Raw genomic sequence first — 21,589 nt, forward strand, 5'->3', positions numbered from 1 at the left:
AACAAAAAGAGGGTCTATTTATCAGCTATAAAAATAAATTTTTTAAGTCATTGATTTAATTGATGAAATAGGCATTCCATGCCGATTTTGCAATCAATACACTCACAATAAGCAGAAAAGCTTTTCTGACAAACGCGCTTCCATGCTTAATTGCCAGGCGGCTACCGAACTGACTACCAACAATATTGGCAATCATCATGGCAAAGCCAAGCGTCCAATTAATTTGGCCTAAGCTGGCCAACATCAGAATTGCAGCCAAATTGGTTGCCACATTCACCAACTTAGTTGCTGCAGAGGCATGCAAAAAATCAAACCCAAAAAAGCGCACAAAGCCAAATAACAAAAAGCTCCCAGTTCCTGGACCAAAAAATCCATCATAAAAGCCAATGATTAAACCGAGTAACACGCCCTTAATTTGCTGGTAACGACTAACGCCTTTCGGGGCATGCGCCTCGCCCAAGGAGGGTTGGAACCATGTGTAGAGAAGAAGAAACAATAAAACAAACGGCAAAGCCTTGCGCAAAGGTTCTGCTGGAAAATTACTAACTGCGTTTGCCCCCAATAGCGAGCCCACAAAACCAGCAACAATGGCAGGACCCACAATCCCCCACGGAAGCGCAACATGGCGCAGGAATCGCCGCGCAGCATTAAAGGTCCCACCAACCGCGGCAACCTTATTCGTCGAAAGCAAAGTTGCAGGCGTAACATTGGGGTACGCAGCAAAAAGGGCGGGGACCTGAATCAGCCCGCCGCCGCCAGCAACAGCATCCACAAGGCCTGCGAAGAAAGCCATCGCCAAAAGCAATGGCCATATAAAGATAGAAAATTCGATGAGAGTCTCTTTAGGTTCTTTTAATTAAATGAGTGCGGCGATTGCGCCGCACTAAAACCAAATAATAAAAGGAAAAACAAAAAACTAGTTTTTGTTTTTGAAGTGCTCAGCAATTTCACCAACTACGCCACGACGGAATGCCAAAACACAAATTACAAAAATGAATCCAGTTGCAATCGTGCTCCACGAACCAATGTTGGCTAAATAGTTTTGTAAACCTACAACGATGCCTGCACCCACTACCGGACCCAGAATGGTTCCCATGCCACCAAGCAGTGTCATCAACACGACTTCGCCTGACATATGCCAGTGAATATCGGTCAGCGTTGCCAACTGAAATACTAAAGACTTCATAGACCCAGCCAAACCCGACAAGGCTGCGGAGATAACAAAAGACATTAACTTAAAACGGTCTACGTCGTAACCAAGAGAAATAGCGCGAGGCTCATTTTCGCGGATAGCTTTTAAGACCTGGCCAAAAGGGGAATACACAGCGCGCATGATGATGGCAAAGCCAATCAGGAAGACGGCCAACACAAAGTAATACATTGCCACGTCATTCTTTAAATCAATCAATCCAAATAAATCTCCACGTGGCACGCCCTGAATGCCATCTTCGCCACCAGTAAACGGAAGCTGCACCGCCAAGAAATACACCATCTGGGAAAGCGCCAAGGTAACCATCGCAAAGTAGATACCCTGTCTGCGAATAGCTAAAGACCCAATTAAAAATCCTAAGGCGCCCGAACCCAAAACACCGAGAAGAATTCCTAGCTCGGGGGAAAAGCCAGCCTCTTTACAAAGGTAAGCAGTGATGTAGGCTGACGTTCCAAAAAATGCCGCATGACCGAAAGATAAAAGTCCGGTAAAGCCCAATAGCAAATTAAATGCACAAGCAAAGAGGGCGAAACACAAAACCTTCATTGCAAAAACCAAATAAATGAAATCTTGGAATGGGAGCAGCAACGCAATCACCACCAAGATGGCATAAAGTAATTTTGTTTTTGAGTTCATGATTATTTTTCCCGCCCAAAAAGTCCAGCAGGACGAATCAATAAAACAATTGCCATGATCACAAAAATCACAACGCCTGATGCTTCTGGGTAGAACACTTTTGTCAGACCTTCAATCAATCCCAAAGCCAGGCCAGTCAAAATGGCGCCCATGATGGAGCCCATGCCGCCAATCACCACCACAGCAAAAACAACAATGATGAGGTTTGAACCCATCAGAGGATTAACTTGAAAAATTGGGGCGGCTAATACACCTGCAAAACCGGCAAGTCCTACGCCATAGGCATAGGCCAAAGAAATCATCAGCGGCACATTAATACCGAACGCTTGCAATAGTTTTGGGTTCTCGGTTCCGGCACGTAAATAAGCGCCTAATTTAGTTCTTTCAATCACATACCAGGTGGAGAAACAAACTGTCAGAGAGATAAAGACAACCCAAATTCGGTACTTGGGCAAAATGATGCCAATGGACTCTAAAGGGATTGCGCCTTGCAATATCTCTGGGGCTGGATAGCTCTCACCAGAGATGCCATACCAATGGCGGAACATGCCTTCAATAATTAGCGCTAGACCGAATGTCAGCAATAGGCCGTATAAATGGTCAAGGTGGTACAAGCGGCGCAACATCGTACGCTCAAGAATCAGTCCGAAGCCAGCCATCACCAGCGGCACCACAATTAATGCAAACCAATAATTAATGGATAGTTCTGGAAAGCCTAACCATTGACTGATTTGCGTTAGACCAATCCAGGCAATAAAAGCACCCATGGTGTACTGAGCACCGTGGGCAAAATTAATGATGTTGAGAAGGCCAAAAATAATGGCCAATCCCAAACTCAATATGGCATAAAACGAGCCATTAATAAGCCCCACCAAGAGCTGGGCTACCAGCCCTTGAGGGGTAATTCCGAGAAGTTCAAACATTCTTGATTTCTAAGTTGCTTACTTGTTAACTAATTTGCACTTCGATTGTGAAAGTGGCAACGTAGCTTCTGCTGCCGGAATCACTGCGCGAACATAGTAGTAGTCCCATGGGCTCTTAGAGTCTTCAGGCTTCTTGACTTCAAGTAAATACATGTCGTGCTCAAATTTACCGTCAGCACGGATCTTGCCTTTAAACAAACCATCATCAATGTTGGTTGATTTAAGAGCCTTCATAACAGCCTGAGTATCATCAGTGCCGGCTTTCTGAACTGCATTTAAGTAAGCAAGAACGGATGAGTAAACGCCTGCCTGGACCATTGTTGGCATACGCTTGTGTTGCAAGATAAAGCGCTTAGAGAATGCGCGTGTTTTGTCATCTTTATCCCAATAGAAGCCCTCTGTGAGGAACATACCTTGTGCAGCAGGTAGACCCAAAGAGTGCACATCGGAGATAAACATTAACAAAGGAACAACGGTTTGCTTTTTGTTAATACCAAATTCAGAAGCCTGTTTAACAGTATTGATGGTGTCTTGACCCGCATTTGCTAGGGCCACCACATCAGCGCCACTAGCCTGAGCCTTTAACAAGTAGGAGGAAAAATCGCTATTTGGGAAAGGGTGCTTACTGGTTCCCAAAACCTTACCGCCATTGGCATTTACAACCGCTGTCGCATCTTTCTCAAGAGCTGCGCCAAAAGCATAGTCAGCGGTAATGAAGTACCAATTCTTCTTGCCCTGCTTTACAACTGCCTTACCAGTGCCGTTTGAGAGCGCATAAGTGTCATAGGCCCAATGAACGTTATTGGCAGTACATTTTTCATTGGTAATGGGTAATGAGCCAGCGCCTGAAACCAAAGTAATTTTGTTTTTTTGCTCTGCTACTTCCATTACAGCCAAGGCCACGTTAGTAGAAACCAACTCCACGATGACATCGACGCCATCTTTGTCGTACCACTCGCGAGCCTTATTGGCCGCAATGTCTGCTTTGTTTTGGTGGTCAGCACTTACAAGCTCAATCTTCTTGCCGAGCACGGTACCATCTTTAGAAAAGTCAGCGATTGCCATCTTTGCAGCAATCACTGCTCCAGGGCCCGCTAAATCTGAATAGGTTGAAGACAAATCAGTCAACACACCAATCTTAACCGTGTCATTGCTGACCTTTGACGCTTGCGCAAATGCTGGGTTTGAACCAAAAATGGTTGCCGCAACCAGACATGCGGTTATTTGCTTTAACTTCATTCCTATCTCCTATAGAAAACAACTAAACACCAAGGTACTCATTTAATAGAGCCGCCTTTTCAGTCAACTCATTTTGATTTACTACCTCAACCACATTGCCGTGCTCAACCACATAATGACGATCAGCCAGGGGCGCTGCAAAGCGGAAATTCTGCTCAACCAGCACAATCGTGAAGCCCTTATTGCGCAGGCTAGTAACAACCTCCCCTAGTTTTTGCACAATGACGGGCGCCAAGCCTTCAGTGATTTCATCGAGCAAAAGTAGTTTTGCGCCTGTTCTCAAAATCCGAGCCATGGCCAACATTTGTTGCTCGCCGCCAGACAATCGAGTGCCCGGGCTGTTGCGTCTTTCGTAGAGATTGGGAAACATCTCATAGATTTCATCTAGGCCCATGCCGCCTGGAGCAATCTCAGGCAAAAGTAATAAATTTTCCTCCGTACTAAGGCTGGCAAAGATGCCCCGCTCTTCTGGGCAAAAGCCTACGCCAAGTCGGGCAATCTTATATGTTGGCATGGAGATTGTTTGAGTGCCGTACACCTCAACCGAGCCAGTCCTTTTGCTAGTTAACCCCAAAATCGTTTTGAGGATGGTGCTACGTCCGGCGCCATTTCTACCAAGCAAGGTGACAACCTCACCATCACGAACAGCAAAATTGACACCGTGCAGAATGTGGGACTCGCCATACCAAGACTCTAGGTTTTTAACCTCTAGCGCCAAGTTGCTCATAAAGTCTCGCTCCCATGGCTTCCCATATAGGCCTCGACCACCAATGGGTTGTTGGAAACCTCGTGGTATGAGCCCTCAGCCAACACTGAGCCGCGCTGTAATACCGTAATACGATCCGCAATTGAAGATACAACCTTCATATTGTGCTCAACCATCAAAATCGTGCGGCCTTTGGCCACGCGATCAATCAATTCAGTCACACGTTCCACATCCTCGTGGCCCATACCCTGAGTTGGCTCATCCAACAACATCAGTTCAGGCTCCATGGCCAAGGTAGTTGCAATTTCAAGCGCTCGCTTACGGCCATAAGCCAAATTAAGCGTTTCTTCATTAGCAAAGCCTTCAAGACCAACCTCGTGCAACAACTCTAGAGCGCGCTCATTGAGAACATTAAGTGAGTCGCCAGATTTCCAAAAGTGGAATTCGGTGCCAAGCCCTTGCTGCAGAGCAACACGAACATTTTCTAAGACTGTTAAATGGGGAAAAACCGCCGAAATCTGAAAAGATCGAATAACCCCGCGACGGGCAATTTGTGCGGGCGCTTCTTTTGTGATGTCCAATCCATTAAACAAAATTTGCCCGCTACTAGGCTCTAAAAATTTTGTCAGCAAATTAAAGCAGGTGGTCTTGCCAGCCCCATTGGGGCCAATCAAGGCATGTATGGTTCCCCTGGTGACATCTAAGTTGACGTCACTTACCGCAGAAAATCCCTTGAAAGATTTTCCTAATCCAATTGTTTTTAATATTGTTTCTTGCAATCTCGTACCCTCTACCCCTTCTTTGGGGCAAGACACCGAGGATACCGCAAGATGGTCTTGCTTTATATAGCGATAACCCTAAATTTAAAGGGGATGAAGACCTATGAGGATTGGTTTGTTTTTATAAACTGCTGAATAGCAGCTTGTGCAACGGGATCCAAAACATCCACCGGCATGCGTTGGGCGCCTTGAATAATCATGAGTGCATACGGTTTTGCGAGCGCGGTTGCCTGGGCACAAAGGCGTAACTCCTCACCTTCTGCAGGTGACTGAGCGCGCCAATAATTTATAGCCGCCTCAAGCTCTTGAATGGTTACGTAAAGCATTGCGAGCTGTTCAGATTATTTATCGTCGAGCGCGAGCATGGTGCCACGACATTTCTTGGCACCACAGCGACACTCATAATCTTTTTTCATTTGCTTGGTAATCCGACCCTCAATATCTAACGAGTAGTCGTAAAACAATTCTTCACCCACTTTTAACGCGCGCTTGGCGTAAATAAATACGCGCGGCTCACCATTAATCTTGTTTTCCTTTGTTTCGCAGCTTGGTTTGCAGGAGTGGTTAATCCAACGAGCGGCGTTGCCGCCATATTTCGCATCAATAACGCGACCATCATCTAAGGAAAAGTAAAAGGTGTGATTTGGATCTTTTGGATCGTGTGGGTGGCGCTTCTCCGCCAGCTTCCAACTAATTCGCTCGCCTTTATATTCAATAATGGCTTGGCCTTTTTTGATGGGCTTGACAACAAATACCCCCTTGCCATGAATTGGCGAGGTTTTAACAACAATAGAGGATCGATCCACTTTAGGTGGTTTTAGTTTTTTAGATTTCATAACTTAAACGTCTAGGTTACGCGCAATCAGTGCGTTCTTTTCGATAAATGCTCGACGCGGCTCCACCTCATCACCCATGAGTGTTGTAAAGACCTGATCCGCAGCAATAGCGTCCTCAATCTTTACTTGCAGCAGGGTACGAGAGCTTGCATCCATTGTGGTTTCCCAAAGCTGGGATGGGTTCATTTCTCCCAAACCCTTGTAGCGCTGACGACTCAAAACACGCTCAGCCTCTGACAGCAACCAAGAGAAAGCCCCCCGGAAATCGCTAATCGTTTGCTCTTTTTGGTTTTTATCTGGATCACCGCGGCGAACCTTAGATCCCGGCAAAACCTTGCCAGATAAAACTGCCGCAGCATTAGCAAGGCTTTGGTAGTCGTCGCCATGAACAAAATCAGAATTAATTGAAGAGAGCTTTAGGTTTCCGTGAATGCGGCGGGAAAGCAAAAGTCTAAAGCGCTCAGTACGGTCTTCTTTTTGAACAATGATTTCTGGTGGTAATGCTAGTGCATTTAAGGACTCTGCTAAAGCCAATCTTAGGCGCTCGGCAGACTCGTTGGCAGAAGCTTCGGTATCAAGATTTAATTGGGTTCCAGATGCAATGGCACGCAACGCATCCTCATCAATAGTACGGGAAAGTCGATCAACAATCGATTGAATCACTTGATAGTGTTTTGCCAACTCATTTAAAGCTTCGCCTTCGATTACTTCACCTGTTGGAGTTTGAAGTGAGGCTGTTTCTAACGCAATCTTCAATAACAACTGATTCAACTCGGCATCATCTTTAATGTATTGCTCATTCTTACCAAACTTCACTTTGTATAAAGGAGGTTGAGCAATATAGATATGACCACGCTCAATCAACTCTGGCATTTGTCTATAGAAGAAGGTTAACAGGAGTGTGCGGATGTGACTTCCATCAACATCCGCGTCGGTCATGATGATGATGCGGTGATAACGCAACTTATCCGCCTTGTACTCTTCAATACCAATTCCTGTACCCAAGACGGTAATTAAGGTGACCACCTCTTGGCTTGCCAGCATTTTGTCAAAGCGGGCTTTTTCTACGTTAAGGATTTTTCCTTTGAGTGGAAGAATGGCCTGAAAACGACGATCGCGACCCTGTTTAGCAGAGCCGCCAGCGGAGTCGCCCTCAACAATAAACAGTTCAGATTTAGTTGGGTCTTTTTCTTGGCAATCCGCCAATTTTCCAGGTAATCCAAGGCCATCCAAAACACCCTTGCGTCTTGTCATATCGCGCGCTTTGCGAGCCGCCTCGCGTGCACGTGCAGCATCAACAATTTTTCCGCAGAGAATTTTTGCGTCTGCGGGACGCTCTTGAAGATAGGAGCTTAAGGCTTCGGCAACAATTTCTTCTACTGGCCCACGAACCTCGCTGGAAACCAATTTGTCTTTAGTTTGGCTGGAGAATTTAGGTTCTGGCACTTTGACTGAAAGCACACAAGCCAAACCTTCACGCATGTCATCACCAGAAATCTCCACTTTTGCCTTCTTGGCAACTTCATGCTCATCAATATATTTATTGATAACACGTGTCATCGCGGCGCGTAATCCAGTGAGGTGGGTTCCACCATCACGCTGAGGAATGTTGTTGGTGAAACACAGTACTTGTTCACTAAAGCTGTCATTCCATTGCATAGAAACTTCAGCAGTAATTTGTCCACCTAGATCCGATGGGCGATTTCCTTCAGCATAAAAAATATTTGGGTGTAAAACGTTTTTATTTTGGTTGATGTATTCAACAAAACCTTTAACACCGCCCGAGAATGCAAAATCTTCTTCTTGACCGGTGCGCTGATCAATCAACTTAATGTGTACACCGTTATTTAAGAAAGAAAGTTCGCGAATACGTTTTACTAAGATCTCATAATGAAATTCTACGTTGCCAAAAATGGTTTCGTCCGCTAAAAAATGAACTTCTGTTCCTGATAGCTCTGTATCACCGGTAACGGTGATTGGTGATGTAATAACGCCATTCTCATCTTGAATGTTGCGATTTTGAATAACGCCGCGCGCAAACTCCATGTAGTGCGCTTTGCCGTCACGACGAATGTTGAGCTTCAACCATTTCGAGAGTGCGTTAACGCAACTAACGCCCACACCGTGAAGACCGCCTGAAACTTTATAGCTGTTCTGGTCAAACTTACCACCAGCATGCAACTCAGTCATCACAATCTCAGCAGCACTGCGTTTGGGTTCGTGTTTATCGTCGTATTTAATGCCAGTTGGAACACCGCGTCCATTATCAACAATAGAAATGGAATTATCTGTTTGAATGACTACGGTAATTTCAGAACAGTAACCCGCTAATGCTTCATCAATCGAATTATCTAAAACCTCAAACACAAGGTGATGAAGACCTGTTCCATCAGAGGTATCTCCGATATACATCCCTGGACGTTTACGAACAGCCTCAAGACCCTCTAAGATTTGAATCGATGCGGCACCGTACTGCTCAACTACTTTTTTTTCTTCAGTCATTTTTTTCTAAATTAAATACGCATTGGCATCACAACATACTTAAAGTTCTCTGAGCCAGGCAGAGTAATTACAGCACTGCTGTTTGCATCACCCAAACTAATTTGAATCTTTTCATTCTTTAGGTTTGATAAAACATCAAGTAGATAACTTACGTTAAAACCAATTTCTACCGCATCACCACCATATTCAACTTCAATCTCTTCTTGTGCCTCTTCTTGCTCAGCGTTGGTGGATTGAACTGTAATGCGATTTGGTGATAAAGAAAAACGTACGCCCTTAAATTTATCGGTGGTCAAAATCGCAGCGCGCTGAAGAGCGGCTTGCAAAACATCACGGCCGACAACTAAAGAGTTCTTTTGACCTTTTGGAATCACTCTTTGGAAATCTGGAAATTTACCTTCAACCAATTTTGAAATTAGCTCGATATCACCAAAAGTAAATTTCACTTGGTTTGCGGTTAAGCTAATTTCCAACATCTCATCCGAGTCCTCAAGAAGGTGTTGACACTCTAAAATTGTTTTACGAGGAATAATGATTTCCTGTCTTTGACCAGATCCTGATGGAGCTTCTGTTAGCTCAACACGAGAATAGGCAAGACGATGCCCATCAGTAGCAACTGCAACCACCTCTTTACCTTCAACAACAAGCAACATACCGTTTAAGTAATAACGAATATCTTGCTGTGCCATTGAAAAGTGAACTTGACTAATCAACTGACGAAAACTTTTTTGCGACATCTTCCAGGCGGCAGTAACCTCGCCAACGCTTTGTATCACTGGAAATTCTGTTGCAGATAAGGTTTGTAAAGAGAAACGGCTTTTGCCGCTCTGAACAACCATACGGTTGTCTTTTAAATTCAATGCAACAGGACCTTCAGGTAGGGCCCTCAAAATATCTAGTAGTTTGCGTGCTGCAACTGTTGTTGTTACATCTTCAGAGCCAACGCCAAAGTTTGCGTTGGTTGTAATTTGGATTTCAATATCTGTGGAGATAAAAGAAACTTTCTCACCATTCTTTTTAAATAAAAGATTAGCCAAAATAGGCAACGTATGTCGACGTTCAACAATGCCACTAACAACCTGAAGGGGTTTTAGTAGGTTATCGCGAGAAGTGTTAACTAGTTGCATTGCTTTTAAATCCTTGTATATATCTTATTAGTAGTAGTAATAAGGCGCTAAATTTCGGTGGATAAGTCAAAAACCTTATATAAAACAACAGACTAAAGACAAAAAAACCTGTGGAAAACCTTTGTATAAACACTGAATAAAATGGGGATAACTTTTATTCAACACCCTATTTTTGCATGAAGCGTGAGCTTTCCACAATTTATCCACACACAATCCCCAAACTTATCCCTAGGGTTGTCCACAACCTTATCCACAGACCAAAAACTAAGCCTTTAAGGTTTGCTCAATCACATGGATTTCATGGTTGAGCTGACTATCGTGTGAGCGCTCCTCTGTAATCTTTCGAACGGCATGTAAAACCGTTGTGTGATCGCGCCCACCAAACAGTTCCCCGATCTCAGGAAGGCTTTTTTGAGTCAACTCTTTTGCCATAAACATCGCTATTTGGCGTGGCCGCGCTATATTGGCAGGACGCTTTTTAGAGTACATATCTGCCACCTTAATGCTGTAGAAGTCTGCCACTGATTTTTGGATATTCTCTACGGAAATTTGGCGGTTTTGGATTGATAGGAGGTCTTTGAGGGCCGTTCTGGCAACCTCAATAGTGACCTCTCTGCCATGAAAGCGTACAAAGGCCAGAATCTTGCGTAAGGCCCCTTCTAATTCGCGCACGTTAGAGCGCAGGTGCTTGGCAACAAAAAACGCCACATCCTCGCTCATCGGAATGCCTTCGCTAATAGCTTTTTTCATCAAAATAGCCACCCGCATTTCAAGCTCTGGCGGCTCAATTGCTACGGTGAGGCCAGAGTCAAAGCGGGAAATGAGGCGATCATCAATGCCGGCCATCTCTTTCGGGTAAGTATCACTTGTAATAATGACCTGTGACTTATTGCTTAAAAGGGCTTCAAAGGCGTAAAAGAATTCTTCTTGAGTGCGAGATTTACCACTAAAAAACTGAATGTCGTCTATTAGCAAAAGATCTAAGGAGTGGTAATAACGCTTAAATCGATCGAAAGCCTTTTGTTGATATGCACGCACCACATCAGATACATATTGCTCAGCGTGGATGTAACGAATTCTGGCGTTTGGCTTCTCTTTTAAAAGATGATTGCCGATAGCGTGGATTAAGTGCGTTTTACCTAGCCCAACACCCCCATACAAGAACATGGGGTTATACGAGGTGCCTGGGTTATGTGCAACCTGAATAGAGGCAGCGCGGGCCAGTTGATTGGCTTTTCCGGTAACAAAAGTCTCGAACGTGAGGTTGGGATTGAGTTTTGAGTGATCTTCAATTTCAAAAGATTGCTCCTCAACCAAAATGACTGACTCGGTTTCAAGGGGTTCATTGGGCTCAACCACCACTAACTCAACCGTCGGGCTTGGTTTGGCGCTTGAGGCGCCACCCTCTACATCTAGTACAAAATTGACATTAATTGGGAGACCAAAATACTGAGAGGCAAGCTCTTGGAAGCGATCCGCAAACGTTTTTTTAATCCAATCTAACTTAAAGCGGTTAGGAGCGCCTATTGTTAGTGAGTGACCACTCTCTTCATAAGACATGAAGGATAGAGGCTGTATCCAGGTTTTAAATTGTTGTGGCGATAGTTCGCGGGATAGGGCGCCAATGGCGCTATCCCAAAAACCCAGGGGGCTAATTGAATTCAAGGCGGGGGGATTTTGTAAGTTGCTCATATTTTTGGAGGATCCATTGTAGCGATGCCACAAAGTTATCCACAAGCTTAAAAATCGTGGAAAAGCTGTGGATAACTTGTGTATAAGGAGAAAAATACCTTTTAAATTAAGGATTTAAGGAAAAATCACACAAAAATAGAGAAAAACACCTACATATTCGTTAGGATAGGTTGACCTTTTGCTCCGCAACAAGGAAAATACTTGGTTTTCCCGGGATCTATCATGAAAAGAACATACCAACCCTCAGTAACACGTCGTAAACGCACCCACGGTTTTCGTATTCGTATGAAAACAAAAAGTGGACGCGCAGTTTTAAATGCTCGTCGCGCAAAAGGCCGCAAACGTCTGGCCGTTTAATTTAGACATTGAACAGCGCAAGGATTTCTGAATTACTAAAAACACGCCCCAAGACAAGTTTGTATTGGGGTATGTATTTGGCTTTGGCCGAAGAAGGTAAAAAGCCAGATCTGGGAGTAGCAGTTGCCAAGAAGTTGGCCAAGCGAGCAGTTGATCGAAATCGCTTAAAGCGAATGATTCGTCAGCTGGTTTGGACGGCTCAAGCTACAACGCTAAATCGCGATGTGGTGGTGAAGCTGAAAAAACCTATCGGGCGCGAAACCCGCGGCAGACTCAGAAAAAAAGAAAAAGATCTTTTGCGCCAACAAATGACCGAGTTGATTTAAAGTGCGCCTTTTAAATGCGTCAGCAATCAAGCTGGTCAAACTCTATCAATTGGTTTTAAGTCCTTATTTAGGTGTGCATTGCAAGTACGTACCTAGCTGCTCTCAATACGCTTGTGACTGCTTTACGCATTTTGGTTTTATAAAAGGCCTTGGCCTTAGTGCTTGGCGTGTGTTGCGCTGTAACCCCCTGTCACACGGCGGTTATGATCCTGCGGTAAAACAAACATCTCATTAATTTAAGTGAACACAAATGGATTTTAAAAAAACAATTCTTTGGGCCGTGTTTTCAATGTCGGGCCTCATGCTCTACAACAACTGGCAAGTTCACGAAGGTAAGCCCTCTTTATTTGGTGGCACCCAAGTTAGCGCTCCAGTGGGCGCCGAAAAAGTAACCAGCAGCAATAAGGCAGACCTACCCGTACAAATTGTTGGCAATACCGCCCCACCAGCTGAACCAGTGGTCAGCACTGCGAGCATTGAAAATACAGAAAAGTTTGTTTTACAAAACGATGTGTTGTCTTTGGAAATTAGTTCTAATGGCGCCAGCGTGATTGATGCAAAGCTATTAAAAGAATTAACTGCTGACCAAAAGCCAGTTGAAATTTTTCAACACACACCAACACACACCTACATTGCACGTTCAGGCTTAATTGCACTAGGAGCCAACAATCTGCCTAACCACACCAGTATTTTTAAATTGGTTCAGTCGGGTAAAGACGGTTCTGGCAGGCCCTTCTTGGTTCTCGCGAGCGAAAAAGATGGCGTTAAATTAGAAAAAACCTTCATTCTCAATCCTGGTAGTTATGTTGTTGATGTAGGACACCGAGTTACTCAGGCCAAACCTTCAGCTGCCCCGTTGGTTTTGTATACCGAGATTGTTCGTGATGCATCACAAGAGGCAAAAATTGGCCCCTTCGGTGGCGCCTTCTCTGCTAGCACTTTTACTGGCCCAGCAATCTATACCGATGGCGACAAATTTAAAAAAGTTCCGTTTACTGATATTGAAAAAAATAAATTTACTCCGCCAGCCCAAATCTCTGCAGGCCATCCTGCTTGGGTTGCCATGGTGCAGCATTACTTTGCTAGCGCCTGGATTCCTGGAGATAAGTTAGTACGTGAGATTTATTCGGGGAAGATTGATAACAACCTATATCGGGTTGGTATCCAAACCCAGTTGGCAGGTCTCGAGCCGGGCGTGGTATTTGTAGAAAAAGCACGACTATTTGTTGGTCCACAAGAAGAGCGTGTTTTAGAAACCATTGCTCCCGGCCTTGAGTTATTAAAAGACTACGGCTATCTCACTATTTTGGCTAAACCGATTTTTTGGTTGCTTGAAAATATTCATACCTATGTTGGCAATTGGGGTTGGTCCATCATCCTCCTTACGATTTTGATTAAGTTGGTGTTCTTCCCACTGTCTGCTGCAAGCTATAAATCAATGGCGCGCATGAAAGAGGTGCAGCCCCGCTTAACGGCGATGAAAGAGCAGTACAAGGGAGAGCCACAAAAGCTTAACCAAGCCATGATGGAAATGTATCGCAAGGAAAAAATTAACCCTTTAGGCGGTTGTTTACCAGTAGTGATTCAGATCCCAGTCTTCATCTCCTTGTATTGGGTGCTCTTGTCGTCCGTCGAAATGCGTGGCGCCCCTTGGATTCTATGGATACATGACCTTTCAATCCCTGATCCTTATTACATCTTGCCTTTGGTGATGGCCGTTTCCATGTTTGTTCAAACAAAGCTGAACCCAACACCACCAGACCCAATTCAGGCCAAGGTGATGATGTATATGCCGATCGTATTTTCAGTCATGTTCTTTTTCTTCCCTGCTGGTTTGGTGTTGTATTGGGTTGTTAATAACCTATTGTCAATCGCACAGCAATGGCAAATTAATCGGATGTTTGGAAAAAAACACACCAAGTAATTTTTTATCAGCATAACGATCCAATGGAAAATGCACAGCAATGATGACAAGACAATTGCCCATCATTGCTGTAGCAACAGCTCCCGGTAAGGCCGGGGTTGGTGTGGTCCGCATCAGCGGAAAAAATTTAGAGGCCATTACAAAGGCGCTCTTTCAAAAAACACTCAAGCCAAGACAAGCCAACCTTCTTACCTTGCGTGACTACGATGGCCAAGCCATCGACGAGTTGATTGCTATTTATTTTTCCGCACCCGCTTCTTTTACTGGCGAAGATGTCTTAGAGCTTCAGTGCCATGGCGGCCCACAGCTCCTTGAGTTAGTGATGCGACGCTGCCTTGAGCTTGGAAAAGGCGAAGGGCTGGTCATTGCTGATCCTGGAGAGTTTACGCTCCGCGCTTATCTCAACAACAAGATTGATTTGGCTCAGGCAGAGGCAATCGCAGATTTAATCGATGCACAAAGTGAGGCCGCTGTTCGTGGGGCGGCACGCTCCTTACAGGGTGCTTTCTCTGACGACATCAATGCCTTGATTGAGGAGATTACGCAGTTAAGAATCTTGGTTGAATCTACCTTAGACTTTCCAGAAGAGGAAATTGAGTTCTTAGAAAACGCGCAAGCACGCCAGCGTCTGTTGGTAGTAAAAACAAAGTTACAAACTTTGCGAGCGGGAGCTAAGCAGGGAAAAATTTTGCGAGATGGTATTCAGCTCGTCTTAGCTGGAGCGCCGAACGTTGGCAAAAGCTCTCTCTTAAATAGGTTGGCTGGCGAAGAGGTTGCCATCGTGACGCCGATTGCTGGTACGACGAGAGATCGCGTAAAGGAAAGCGTCAATATTGAGGGCGTCCCGATTCACATCATTGATACCGCTGGCCTAAGGGAGACCCAAGATGTGGTCGAGGCAAAAGGGATTGAAAGATCTTGGGACGCCATTCGGACTGCCGATTTAGTCATTTTTTTGAATGATGCTGATACAAAAACAGATCTCAATGGTCTTCGAGAGCAGATTTTGGGCCAAATTTCCTCAAAATGCCCTGTTTTAGAGGTATTTAACAAAATGGATTTGCTGTCAGAGGTGCCCAAAACCTCCCCAGCGAATGCTTTATTCATTTCCGCCAAAACTGGCGATGGAATAGAGACTCTTAAGCAGAAAATTCTAGAGGCCGTAGGCTGGGGCGGACCCCAAGAGGGGTCTATTTTGGCCAGAAGAAGGCATTTAGATTGCATAGGGCGTGCTGCTGAACATATTGAAAAATCAGAAGAATTCGCTGCAAATGGCAACAATTCGCTTGAATTATTCGCAGAAGAGCTCTTTTTGGCCCAAAATCACCTGGGTCAAATCACCGGAAAGCTTCTTCCAGACGATCTTTTGGGCAAAATCTTCAGCCAATTCTGCATTGGTAAATAAAGGGTTCACCCCCTCCGAGGCCAAAGGCGCAAATATGTTCAAAATGTTAAAATCGTCGGATTAAAAAATTTAATCTTCATAGGAAAACACATGACCACAGCTACCAGCGGACAAATGAACGTCAATGCGCCAGCTTACGTAAAAAATAAGCGCTTAATTGATTGGGTTGGTGAAGTTGCCGCCCTGACAAAACCAGATCACATTCGCTGGTGCGATGGATCTCAGGCTGAGTACGACGAGTTCTGTGAGTTATTAGTTCAGGCGGGTGTATTCAAGCGCCTCAATCCAGCAAAACGTAAAAATTCTTTCTTGGCCCTTTCTGATCCTGAGGATGTGGCCCGCGTCGAAGATCGTACTTTTATTTGTTCCGCGAAAAAAGAAGATGCCGGTCCAACCAATAATTGGGTTGAGCCAAGCGAAATGCGTGCGACATTACAACCACTGTTTGATGGTTGCATGCGCGGTAGAACAATGTATGTAGTGCCATTCTCAATGGGCCCAATTGGCTCACCAATTGCACATATCGGCGTTGAGTTATCTGACAGTCCTTATGTTGCAATCAACATGCGCTTGATGACCCGTATGGGTAAAGCGGTGATTGATCAGCTTGGCGCTGATGGCGAGTTTGTTCCTTGCATTCACACTGTTGGTAAGCCATTGGCTGCCGGCGAAAAAGATGTTGCATGGCCCAACAATAAGAACAAGTACATCGTGCATTACCCAGAAACTCGTGAGATCTGGTCCTTCGGTTCAGGTTACGGCGGCAACGCGCTGCTAGGTAAGAAGTGTTTTGCATTGCGCATTGCTTCTACTATGGGCCGTGAACAAGGTTGGTTGGCAGAGCATATGCTGATTTTGGGCGTAACTTCCCCTGCTGGTAAGAAATACCATATCGCGGCTGCATTCCCATCTGCTTGTGGCAAAACAAACTTCTCCATGATGATTCCTCCAAAAGGATTCGATGGCTGGAAAGTAACAACGATTGGTGACGACATTGCTTGGATCAAGCCTCGCAAAGACCCTGTTACTGGCAAAACCCGCTTGTTTGCTATTAACCCAGAGTCTGGATATTTTGGTGTGGCTCCTGGCACAAACCGTCAAACCAATCAAAACTGTATTGATTCATTAAACCAAGACGTGATTTTCACCAACGTTGGTTTAACGGATGATGGTGATGTTTGGTGGGAAGGTCTGACAGAAACACCTCCTGCACATTTGATCGACTGGCAAGGCAAAGACTGGACCCCTGCTGATGGCGCATCTGGCCGTAAAGCTGCACATCCAAATTCACGTTTCACTGTTGCTGCAACGAACAACCCTGCAGTTGATCCTAAGTGGGATGATCCAGAGGGCGTTCCAATTGATGCGTTCTTGTTTGGCGGTCGTCGTTCAAACACAGTGCCATTGGTTAGCGAGGCGCGTGATTGGGTTGAAGGCGTTTACATGGCTGCAACTCTGGGCTCCGAAACTACAGCTGCAATTACTGGCCAAATTGGTGTAGTACGTCGTGATCCGTTTGCCATGATTGCATTCGCTGGCTACAACATGAGCGATTACTTCCAGCATTGGCTGAACATCGGTAAGAAGTTAGAGGCTGATGGCGCAGTATTGCCGAAGATTTATTGTGTAAATTGGTTCCGTAAAGATGAGAATGGCAAGTTTGTATGGCCGGGCTTTGGTGAGAACATGCGTGTTCTTTCTTGGATCTTGGAGCGTGCAGAAGGCAAAGCAAGCGGCAAAGAAACGCCATTTGGTATTACTCCTGAGTACAGCGATATGCACTGGGGCGGCCTTGATTACTCTGCTGATAAATTTACTAAGGCCATTACCGTTGGAATTGACGACTGGAAGAATGAGCTGAAGTTGCATACAGAGTTGTTTGATCACCTTGGCGATCGTTTGCCAAAAGAGATGAAAGAAACTCGCGCAAAAATCGAAGCACGATTAAACGCTTAAGTTTTCAATAGCACTAAACGCTTTATCTAGATTCAGTTAAATGACCAAACCCCAACACCATGAAATAGTGGTGATTGGGGCAGGCATTTGTGGTGCAACCATTACCAATGAGTTGCTCGAGCGCGGCAAAGCAGTTTGTATTGTCGATGCTGCACCCTCCCCTGCAAGCGCTTGCTCAAGTCATGCATACGCAATCGCACATCCCCATATAGGTAAAGGCTCTCCGCGTTTATTGCGCTTAACGCGCATTGCATTTTTATTGGCCCAATCTCGTTGGGGCAAGGTATGGAATCAACATGGCATCTTTCAGCCCACCAAAAAAGATAAAGTGTTTGATCGCGCAGAGATGCTTGACTACCTCAGCGCTTTAGAGCTTGATGGAAGTATGGCGTTGCCATTAAGTGCAGATGAAGCAAGTGAGATTTGTGGAATTGCGCAAAGCGGGGTTTGGCTACCGCGTGGTGCGTCTTTAAATTTATCTGATGCTACCAATCAGGCATTAAAGAATCACGATCGCCTAAGTTGTATTTGGAATACGCGCGTAACGCGTTTGGAAAATCTCAATAATCAATGGCTTTTATTTAACGAAAAGAATGAAGTCATTGTGTCAGCCGATAAGCTAGTCATCGCCGCGGCCATGGAAAGCAAGGCGCTTCTAAACGGCATTGGAATTCGAGTGCCATTAAAGCCTGTGCGCGGCCAATTGAGTATTTTTTCTATTGAGAAAAATGATCCATGGGTAGAAAAATTACCAAATGTTGGCATTTCAGGGGATGGCTACTGTCTACCGGCAGAACAAATGTCCGATGGCAGTTATCGCTGGATTGTTGGTTCGACTTTCGATGAAGGAGAGGATGACCTTTCTTCCCGAGGTGTGAGCGATGACTTCAATCGCGAGCAGGCCAAAGGTTTGGTAGATTATTCGCAAGGCAAGCGCGAGGGCTTGCAGAGCTCAGGTGATTTTGTTGGGGTACGTTGTGTGGCCGGCGATCGCTTGCCGATGATTGGGGCCCTTACGCAGCGGCCCGGAATCTATTTGGCTACCGCCCTGGGCTCCAGAGGAGTTCTCTGGTCAGCCCTGGCGGCCAAGTTAATCAGCGCTCAAGTGCTAGAGGAAGACTTGGGCTTGCTGACGCGCTTTGGTTTTGCTGCAGATTTAGTTGCGGCACTAGCGCCCGCCCGTTTTTTTGCTGGTGCCTTAGCGGCGCCTGCAGCCTTAGGGGCTTTAGCCTCAAATTCAAAACCTGTTTTTCCTTCGGCACCCAAAACAAGATAGGCTTTAAAGCCACGGCCAGTACGGTTTGACTTAAAGTTGGTCAACAGATCTGTGCGGCCTTCTTTGAGTAGCTTCTGAATTTGTTCCGCAGAAATTTCTTGCTGCAAAACGACTTTGCCAGTTTTGAAGTCACAAGATTTATTAGGGCCGGTATTGTTTTCGCAAACATAACGCATGCCATCTTCATAAACGGCACCAGAACATTTTGGACAAACGCCCAATGCTAGGCGGCCTGTGAAATCAATCGCCTCAGTTTCTTCATCTTGAGTATTACCAAAGTCAAACTCAAGCTTGAAGCCTGCGTTTGGATAGTCGGCATCATCTTCTGGAATTTCAGATAGTTTGATGATGGCGGCAAATGGACGCCCCATTTTGCTACGGAAACCTTGCAGTGGGCCAATGGTTTTTTCACGCAATAGTTCTTCTACTTCTGGATATTCAAATGCGCGTCCACCAGGCGTCTTGCTGATAGTAAAACCACATTTTTCACAAGCAAACCGGCGATAGTTTTCTTTGACCGAACCCTTACAGTGTGGGCACGGCGTAGACATCGTCGCATAGTCACCCGGAATCGTATCGCTGTCGTATTCTTTGGCGCGCTTGACGATGCGCTGAGTCATCTGCGCAATCTCTTGCATGAAGGTGTCGCGATTCATCTTACCTTGCTCAATCAGCGACAGCTTGTTTTCCCAGCTACCAGTAAGGTCTGGGCGAGTGAGCTCTTCTACGTCCAAGCCGCGCAGCAAAGTCATCAATTGAAAGGCTTTGGCAGTTGGAATCAGCTCACGCGCTTCACGAACCATATATTTTTCTGCTAACAGTCCTTCAATGATTGCCGCGCGAGTAGCAGGGGTGCCAAGGCCTTTTTCTGCCATAGCTTCACGCATCTCATCATCATCAACCCACTTACCGGCACTCTCCATTGCTGAGAGTAAGGTCGCTTCGGTATAGCGAGCCGGTGGCTTGGTTTTAAGTGGTACTGCAGCGATGGTTTCTGTTTGAACGCTCTCACCTTCTTGTACAGGTACCAACTCATCGTCTGCCTGATTAGATCTGCCGTATACGGTTAGCCACCCTGGATTAACCAGTACACGCCCTTCAGTTTTGAAGTGATGGCCAGAGGCTTCGGTGATACGGGTCGTGACCCGGAATTCTGCGGCTGGATAAAAGACCGCCAAGAAACGACGTACGACCAAGTCATATAACTTAAATTCAGGCTCACTTAAATTCTTTGGTGTTTCCAGCGTTGGAATAATCGCAAAGTGATCTGAAATTTTGGTGTTATCAAAGATGCGTTTGTTTGGCTTGATCCAACCATAACCCGCCTTTGCTTTTGGATCCTTCGGATCGCCCTGCAGAATTTGTTTAGCAAAAGGACGATATTCTTGTGAGTGCTCAGCCAGGATTTCCATGGTTTGCTTCACGGTATCCAAATAATCCTCTGGCAATGCTTTTGCATCGGTACGTGGATAGGTCAATACTTTATGACGCTCATAGAGCGCTTGGGCCAAACCCAAGGTATTTTTTGCAGAAAAACCAAAGCGGGCATTTGCTTCGCGTTGCAAGCTCGTTAAGTCAAAGAGCTGTGGCGCGAGTTGAGTTGCGGGTTTGGCCTCTTCGGTGACGGTGGCCTTCTTATCGCGGCAGGCAGCAACAATGCTTTGCGCAGCCGCTTCGCTCCACAGGCGATTCTCGCGTGCGTCGGGTTCGGTCACATCTTTCTTAAATTTGGGATCAAACCAGCGACCCTCGTAGATCCCAGCCGAAGCAATAAATTCTGCTTTTACTTCCCAGTAGTCTTTAGAAATAAATTTTCGAATCAACTCTTCTCGCTCAACCACAATAGAGAGTGTAGGCGTTTGCACACGACCTACTGTAGTTAAGAAAAAACCACCACTCTTGCTATTAAAGGCTGTCATGGCGCGCGTGCCGTTAATGCCTACGAGCCAATCAGCTTCAGAGCGACAACGTGCTGCATCAGCCAAGGGTTGCATTTCTACATCTGAGCGAAGATTTGCAAAGCCATCTCGGATGGCTGCTGGCGTCATCGATTGCAACCAGAGCCTTTGGATCGATTGCGATGCTTTGGCGTGTTGTGCAATCAAGCGAAAAATTAACTCACCCTCACGTCCCGCGTCACAGGCATTAATTAATGAAGTAATGTCTTTGCGTTTAATTAACCTTTGAAGGACTTTGAGACGCGATTCGGTTTTGACGATCGGGCGCAAATCAAAGTAAGGGGGGACAACTGGCAAATTGGCAAACGACCACTTACCGCGTTTAACGTCAAACTCTTCGGGGGCTGCTATTTCTAGAAGGTGGCCAACAGCGGATGAAATAACGAAGTCGTCGTTCTCAAAATAATCCTCATGTTTGGTAAATCCGCCAAGTGCTTTAGCAATGTCATTGGCTACCGAGGGTTTCTCGGCAATGATCAGGGCCTTGGGGTGATCCACGGTTGAGGTTTTGGAGCTGCTTTTGGTAGATGCTTTAGCCACGCGTTTGCCTAAATTTGAGTCTGAAATGATGTTTTTAATAGCGAAAAAGGTGAACCAATTTAACCTAGAGGGGGCTTTGGTCCGCTACTTACCCCTTTTTTATTATTAACCGATAAATTAAGAAAAGTCCAAAATAGCGCCATTTTGACCTTATGTCGCCCCTAGTTTTTAAGGATTTTTGCTTAAAAACCCACTTT

General features: G+C 45.4%; 18 protein-coding genes and 1 pseudogene. 7 read left to right on the top strand and 12 right to left on the bottom strand.

The window, feature by feature from the left end; all coding sequences use genetic code 11:
* Nucleotides 1–55: 55 nt before the first annotated feature.
* The 11 genes from ICN47_RS02930 to dnaA form a co-directional block, all read right to left on the bottom strand.
* The gene (locus ICN47_RS02930) at nt 56–793 is read right to left on the bottom strand and encodes a TSUP family transporter (protein WP_216218382.1); all 738 of its coding nucleotides are present in this window, start codon (nt 791–793) and stop codon (nt 56–58) included.
* Nucleotides 794–916: 123 nt separating this feature from the next.
* Entirely contained in the window at nt 917–1,846 is a 930-nt protein-coding gene (locus ICN47_RS02935) for a branched-chain amino acid ABC transporter permease (protein ID WP_216218383.1), read from the bottom strand.
* Nucleotides 1,847–1,848: 2 nt separating this feature from the next.
* On the bottom strand, nt 1,849–2,769 hold the full coding sequence (locus tag ICN47_RS02940; RefSeq protein WP_216218384.1) for a branched-chain amino acid ABC transporter permease: 921 nt from the start codon (nt 2,767–2,769) through the stop codon (nt 1,849–1,851).
* An 18-nt stretch (nt 2,770–2,787) separates the two neighbouring features.
* Nucleotides 2,788–4,008 (bottom strand): ABC transporter substrate-binding protein, encoded by a 1,221-nt coding sequence (locus ICN47_RS02945; protein ID WP_216218385.1) that lies wholly within the window; start codon nt 4,006–4,008, stop codon nt 2,788–2,790.
* A gap of 22 nt (nt 4,009–4,030) precedes the next feature.
* Nucleotides 4,031–4,735, bottom strand: coding sequence for an ABC transporter ATP-binding protein (locus tag ICN47_RS02950; RefSeq protein ID WP_216218386.1), 705 nt, complete (start codon nt 4,733–4,735; stop codon nt 4,031–4,033).
* Entirely contained in the window at nt 4,732–5,493 is a 762-nt protein-coding gene (locus tag ICN47_RS02955) for an ABC transporter ATP-binding protein (RefSeq protein WP_216218646.1), read from the bottom strand. The genes ICN47_RS02950 and ICN47_RS02955 overlap by 4 nt, the downstream gene beginning before the upstream one ends.
* Nucleotides 5,494–5,594: 101 nt before the next feature.
* Entirely contained in the window at nt 5,595–5,819 is a 225-nt protein-coding gene (locus tag ICN47_RS02960; RefSeq protein WP_216218387.1) for a DUF3717 domain-containing protein, read from the bottom strand.
* A gap of 15 nt (nt 5,820–5,834) precedes the next feature.
* Nucleotides 5,835–6,329 carry an SET domain-containing protein gene (locus ICN47_RS02965; RefSeq protein ID WP_216218388.1) on the bottom strand — a complete coding sequence of 165 codons (495 nt, stop codon included), beginning with the start codon at nt 6,327–6,329 and terminating at the stop codon, nt 5,835–5,837.
* A gap of 3 nt (nt 6,330–6,332) precedes the next feature.
* Nucleotides 6,333–8,831 (bottom strand): DNA topoisomerase (ATP-hydrolyzing) subunit B, encoded by a 2,499-nt coding sequence (gene gyrB / locus ICN47_RS02970; RefSeq protein WP_216218389.1) that lies wholly within the window; start codon nt 8,829–8,831, stop codon nt 6,333–6,335.
* A gap of 11 nt (nt 8,832–8,842) precedes the next feature.
* A complete protein-coding gene (gene dnaN / locus ICN47_RS02975) occupies nt 8,843–9,958 on the bottom strand; it encodes a DNA polymerase III subunit beta (RefSeq protein ID WP_216218390.1) in 1,116 nt (371 codons plus the stop codon).
* Between the two features lie 264 nt (nt 9,959–10,222).
* A complete protein-coding gene (gene dnaA, locus ICN47_RS02980; RefSeq protein ID WP_216218391.1) occupies nt 10,223–11,650 on the bottom strand; it encodes a chromosomal replication initiator protein DnaA in 1,428 nt (475 codons plus the stop codon).
* Nucleotides 11,651–11,872: 222 nt separating this feature from the next.
* On the opposite strand from dnaA, the gene rpmH reads away from it, so the two are divergent.
* The 7 genes and pseudogenes from rpmH to mnmC all read left to right on the top strand — a co-directional run.
* Entirely contained in the window at nt 11,873–12,007 is a 135-nt protein-coding gene (rpmH, locus tag ICN47_RS02985) for a 50S ribosomal protein L34 (protein ID WP_011903922.1), read from the top strand.
* 8 nt (nt 12,008–12,015) lie between these two features.
* On the top strand, nt 12,016–12,333 hold the full coding sequence (rnpA, locus tag ICN47_RS02990; RefSeq protein ID WP_255538904.1) for a ribonuclease P protein component: 318 nt from the start codon (nt 12,016–12,018) through the stop codon (nt 12,331–12,333).
* A gap of 1 nt (nt 12,334) precedes the next feature.
* On the top strand, nt 12,335–12,568 hold the full coding sequence (gene yidD / locus ICN47_RS02995; RefSeq protein ID WP_216218392.1) for a membrane protein insertion efficiency factor YidD: 234 nt from the start codon (nt 12,335–12,337) through the stop codon (nt 12,566–12,568).
* Nucleotides 12,569–12,583: 15 nt separating this feature from the next.
* Nucleotides 12,584–14,257 carry a membrane protein insertase YidC gene (yidC, locus tag ICN47_RS03000; RefSeq protein WP_216218393.1) on the top strand — a complete coding sequence of 558 codons (1,674 nt, stop codon included), beginning with the start codon at nt 12,584–12,586 and terminating at the stop codon, nt 14,255–14,257.
* Nucleotides 14,258–14,300: 43 nt separating this feature from the next.
* Nucleotides 14,301–15,662 carry a tRNA uridine-5-carboxymethylaminomethyl(34) synthesis GTPase MnmE gene (gene mnmE, locus ICN47_RS03005; protein ID WP_216218648.1) on the top strand — a complete coding sequence of 454 codons (1,362 nt, stop codon included), beginning with the start codon at nt 14,301–14,303 and terminating at the stop codon, nt 15,660–15,662.
* Between the two features lie 90 nt (nt 15,663–15,752).
* The gene (locus ICN47_RS03010; protein WP_216218394.1) at nt 15,753–17,618 is read left to right on the top strand and encodes a phosphoenolpyruvate carboxykinase (GTP); all 1,866 of its coding nucleotides are present in this window, start codon (nt 15,753–15,755) and stop codon (nt 17,616–17,618) included.
* Nucleotides 17,619–17,658: 40 nt separating this feature from the next.
* Nucleotides 17,659–18,660: pseudogene (gene mnmC / locus ICN47_RS12920) on the top strand (FAD-dependent 5-carboxymethylaminomethyl-2-thiouridine(34) oxidoreductase MnmC); the annotation flags it as partial.
* A 59-nt stretch (nt 18,661–18,719) separates the two neighbouring features.
* Here mnmC and ICN47_RS03015 read toward each other — a convergent pair.
* Nucleotides 18,720–21,392 carry a DNA topoisomerase III gene (locus ICN47_RS03015; RefSeq protein WP_370626246.1) on the bottom strand — a complete coding sequence of 891 codons (2,673 nt, stop codon included), beginning with the start codon at nt 21,390–21,392 and terminating at the stop codon, nt 18,720–18,722.
* Nucleotides 21,393–21,589 lie beyond the last annotated feature (197 nt).

This window comes from Polynucleobacter sp. AP-Latsch-80-C2 (assembly GCF_018882185.1).
In the GTDB taxonomy this organism is placed as follows: Bacteria; Pseudomonadota; Gammaproteobacteria; order Burkholderiales; family Burkholderiaceae; genus Polynucleobacter.

What these genes read in the sequence shown, in the direction of transcription:
- mnmE (WP_216218648.1), top strand. Translation starts at nt 14,301, where the DNA reads ATGACAAGACAATTGCCCATCATTGCTGTAGCAACAGCTCCCGGTAAG.
- ICN47_RS02950 (WP_216218386.1), bottom strand. Translation starts at nt 4,735, where the DNA reads ATGAGCAACTTGGCGCTAGAGGTTAAAAACCTAGAGTCTTGGTATGGC.
- ICN47_RS02940 (WP_216218384.1), bottom strand. Translation starts at nt 2,769, where the DNA reads ATGTTTGAACTTCTCGGAATTACCCCTCAAGGGCTGGTAGCCCAGCTC.
- dnaA (WP_216218391.1), bottom strand. Translation starts at nt 11,650, where the DNA reads ATGAGCAACTTACAAAATCCCCCCGCCTTGAATTCAATTAGCCCCCTG.
- ICN47_RS03010 (WP_216218394.1), top strand. Translation starts at nt 15,753, where the DNA reads ATGACCACAGCTACCAGCGGACAAATGAACGTCAATGCGCCAGCTTAC.
- ICN47_RS02945 (WP_216218385.1), bottom strand. Translation starts at nt 4,008, where the DNA reads ATGAAGTTAAAGCAAATAACCGCATGTCTGGTTGCGGCAACCATTTTT.
- yidC (WP_216218393.1), top strand. Translation starts at nt 12,584, where the DNA reads ATGGATTTTAAAAAAACAATTCTTTGGGCCGTGTTTTCAATGTCGGGC.
- gyrB (WP_216218389.1), bottom strand. Translation starts at nt 8,831, where the DNA reads ATGACTGAAGAAAAAAAAGTAGTTGAGCAGTACGGTGCCGCATCGATT.
- ICN47_RS02935 (WP_216218383.1), bottom strand. Translation starts at nt 1,846, where the DNA reads ATGAACTCAAAAACAAAATTACTTTATGCCATCTTGGTGGTGATTGCG.
- ICN47_RS02930 (WP_216218382.1), bottom strand. Translation starts at nt 793, where the DNA reads ATGGCTTTCTTCGCAGGCCTTGTGGATGCTGTTGCTGGCGGCGGCGGG.
- dnaN (WP_216218390.1), bottom strand. Translation starts at nt 9,958, where the DNA reads ATGCAACTAGTTAACACTTCTCGCGATAACCTACTAAAACCCCTTCAG.
- rpmH (WP_011903922.1), top strand. Translation starts at nt 11,873, where the DNA reads ATGAAAAGAACATACCAACCCTCAGTAACACGTCGTAAACGCACCCAC.
- ICN47_RS02965 (WP_216218388.1), bottom strand. Translation starts at nt 6,329, where the DNA reads ATGAAATCTAAAAAACTAAAACCACCTAAAGTGGATCGATCCTCTATT.
- ICN47_RS02960 (WP_216218387.1), bottom strand. Translation starts at nt 5,819, where the DNA reads ATGCTTTACGTAACCATTCAAGAGCTTGAGGCGGCTATAAATTATTGG.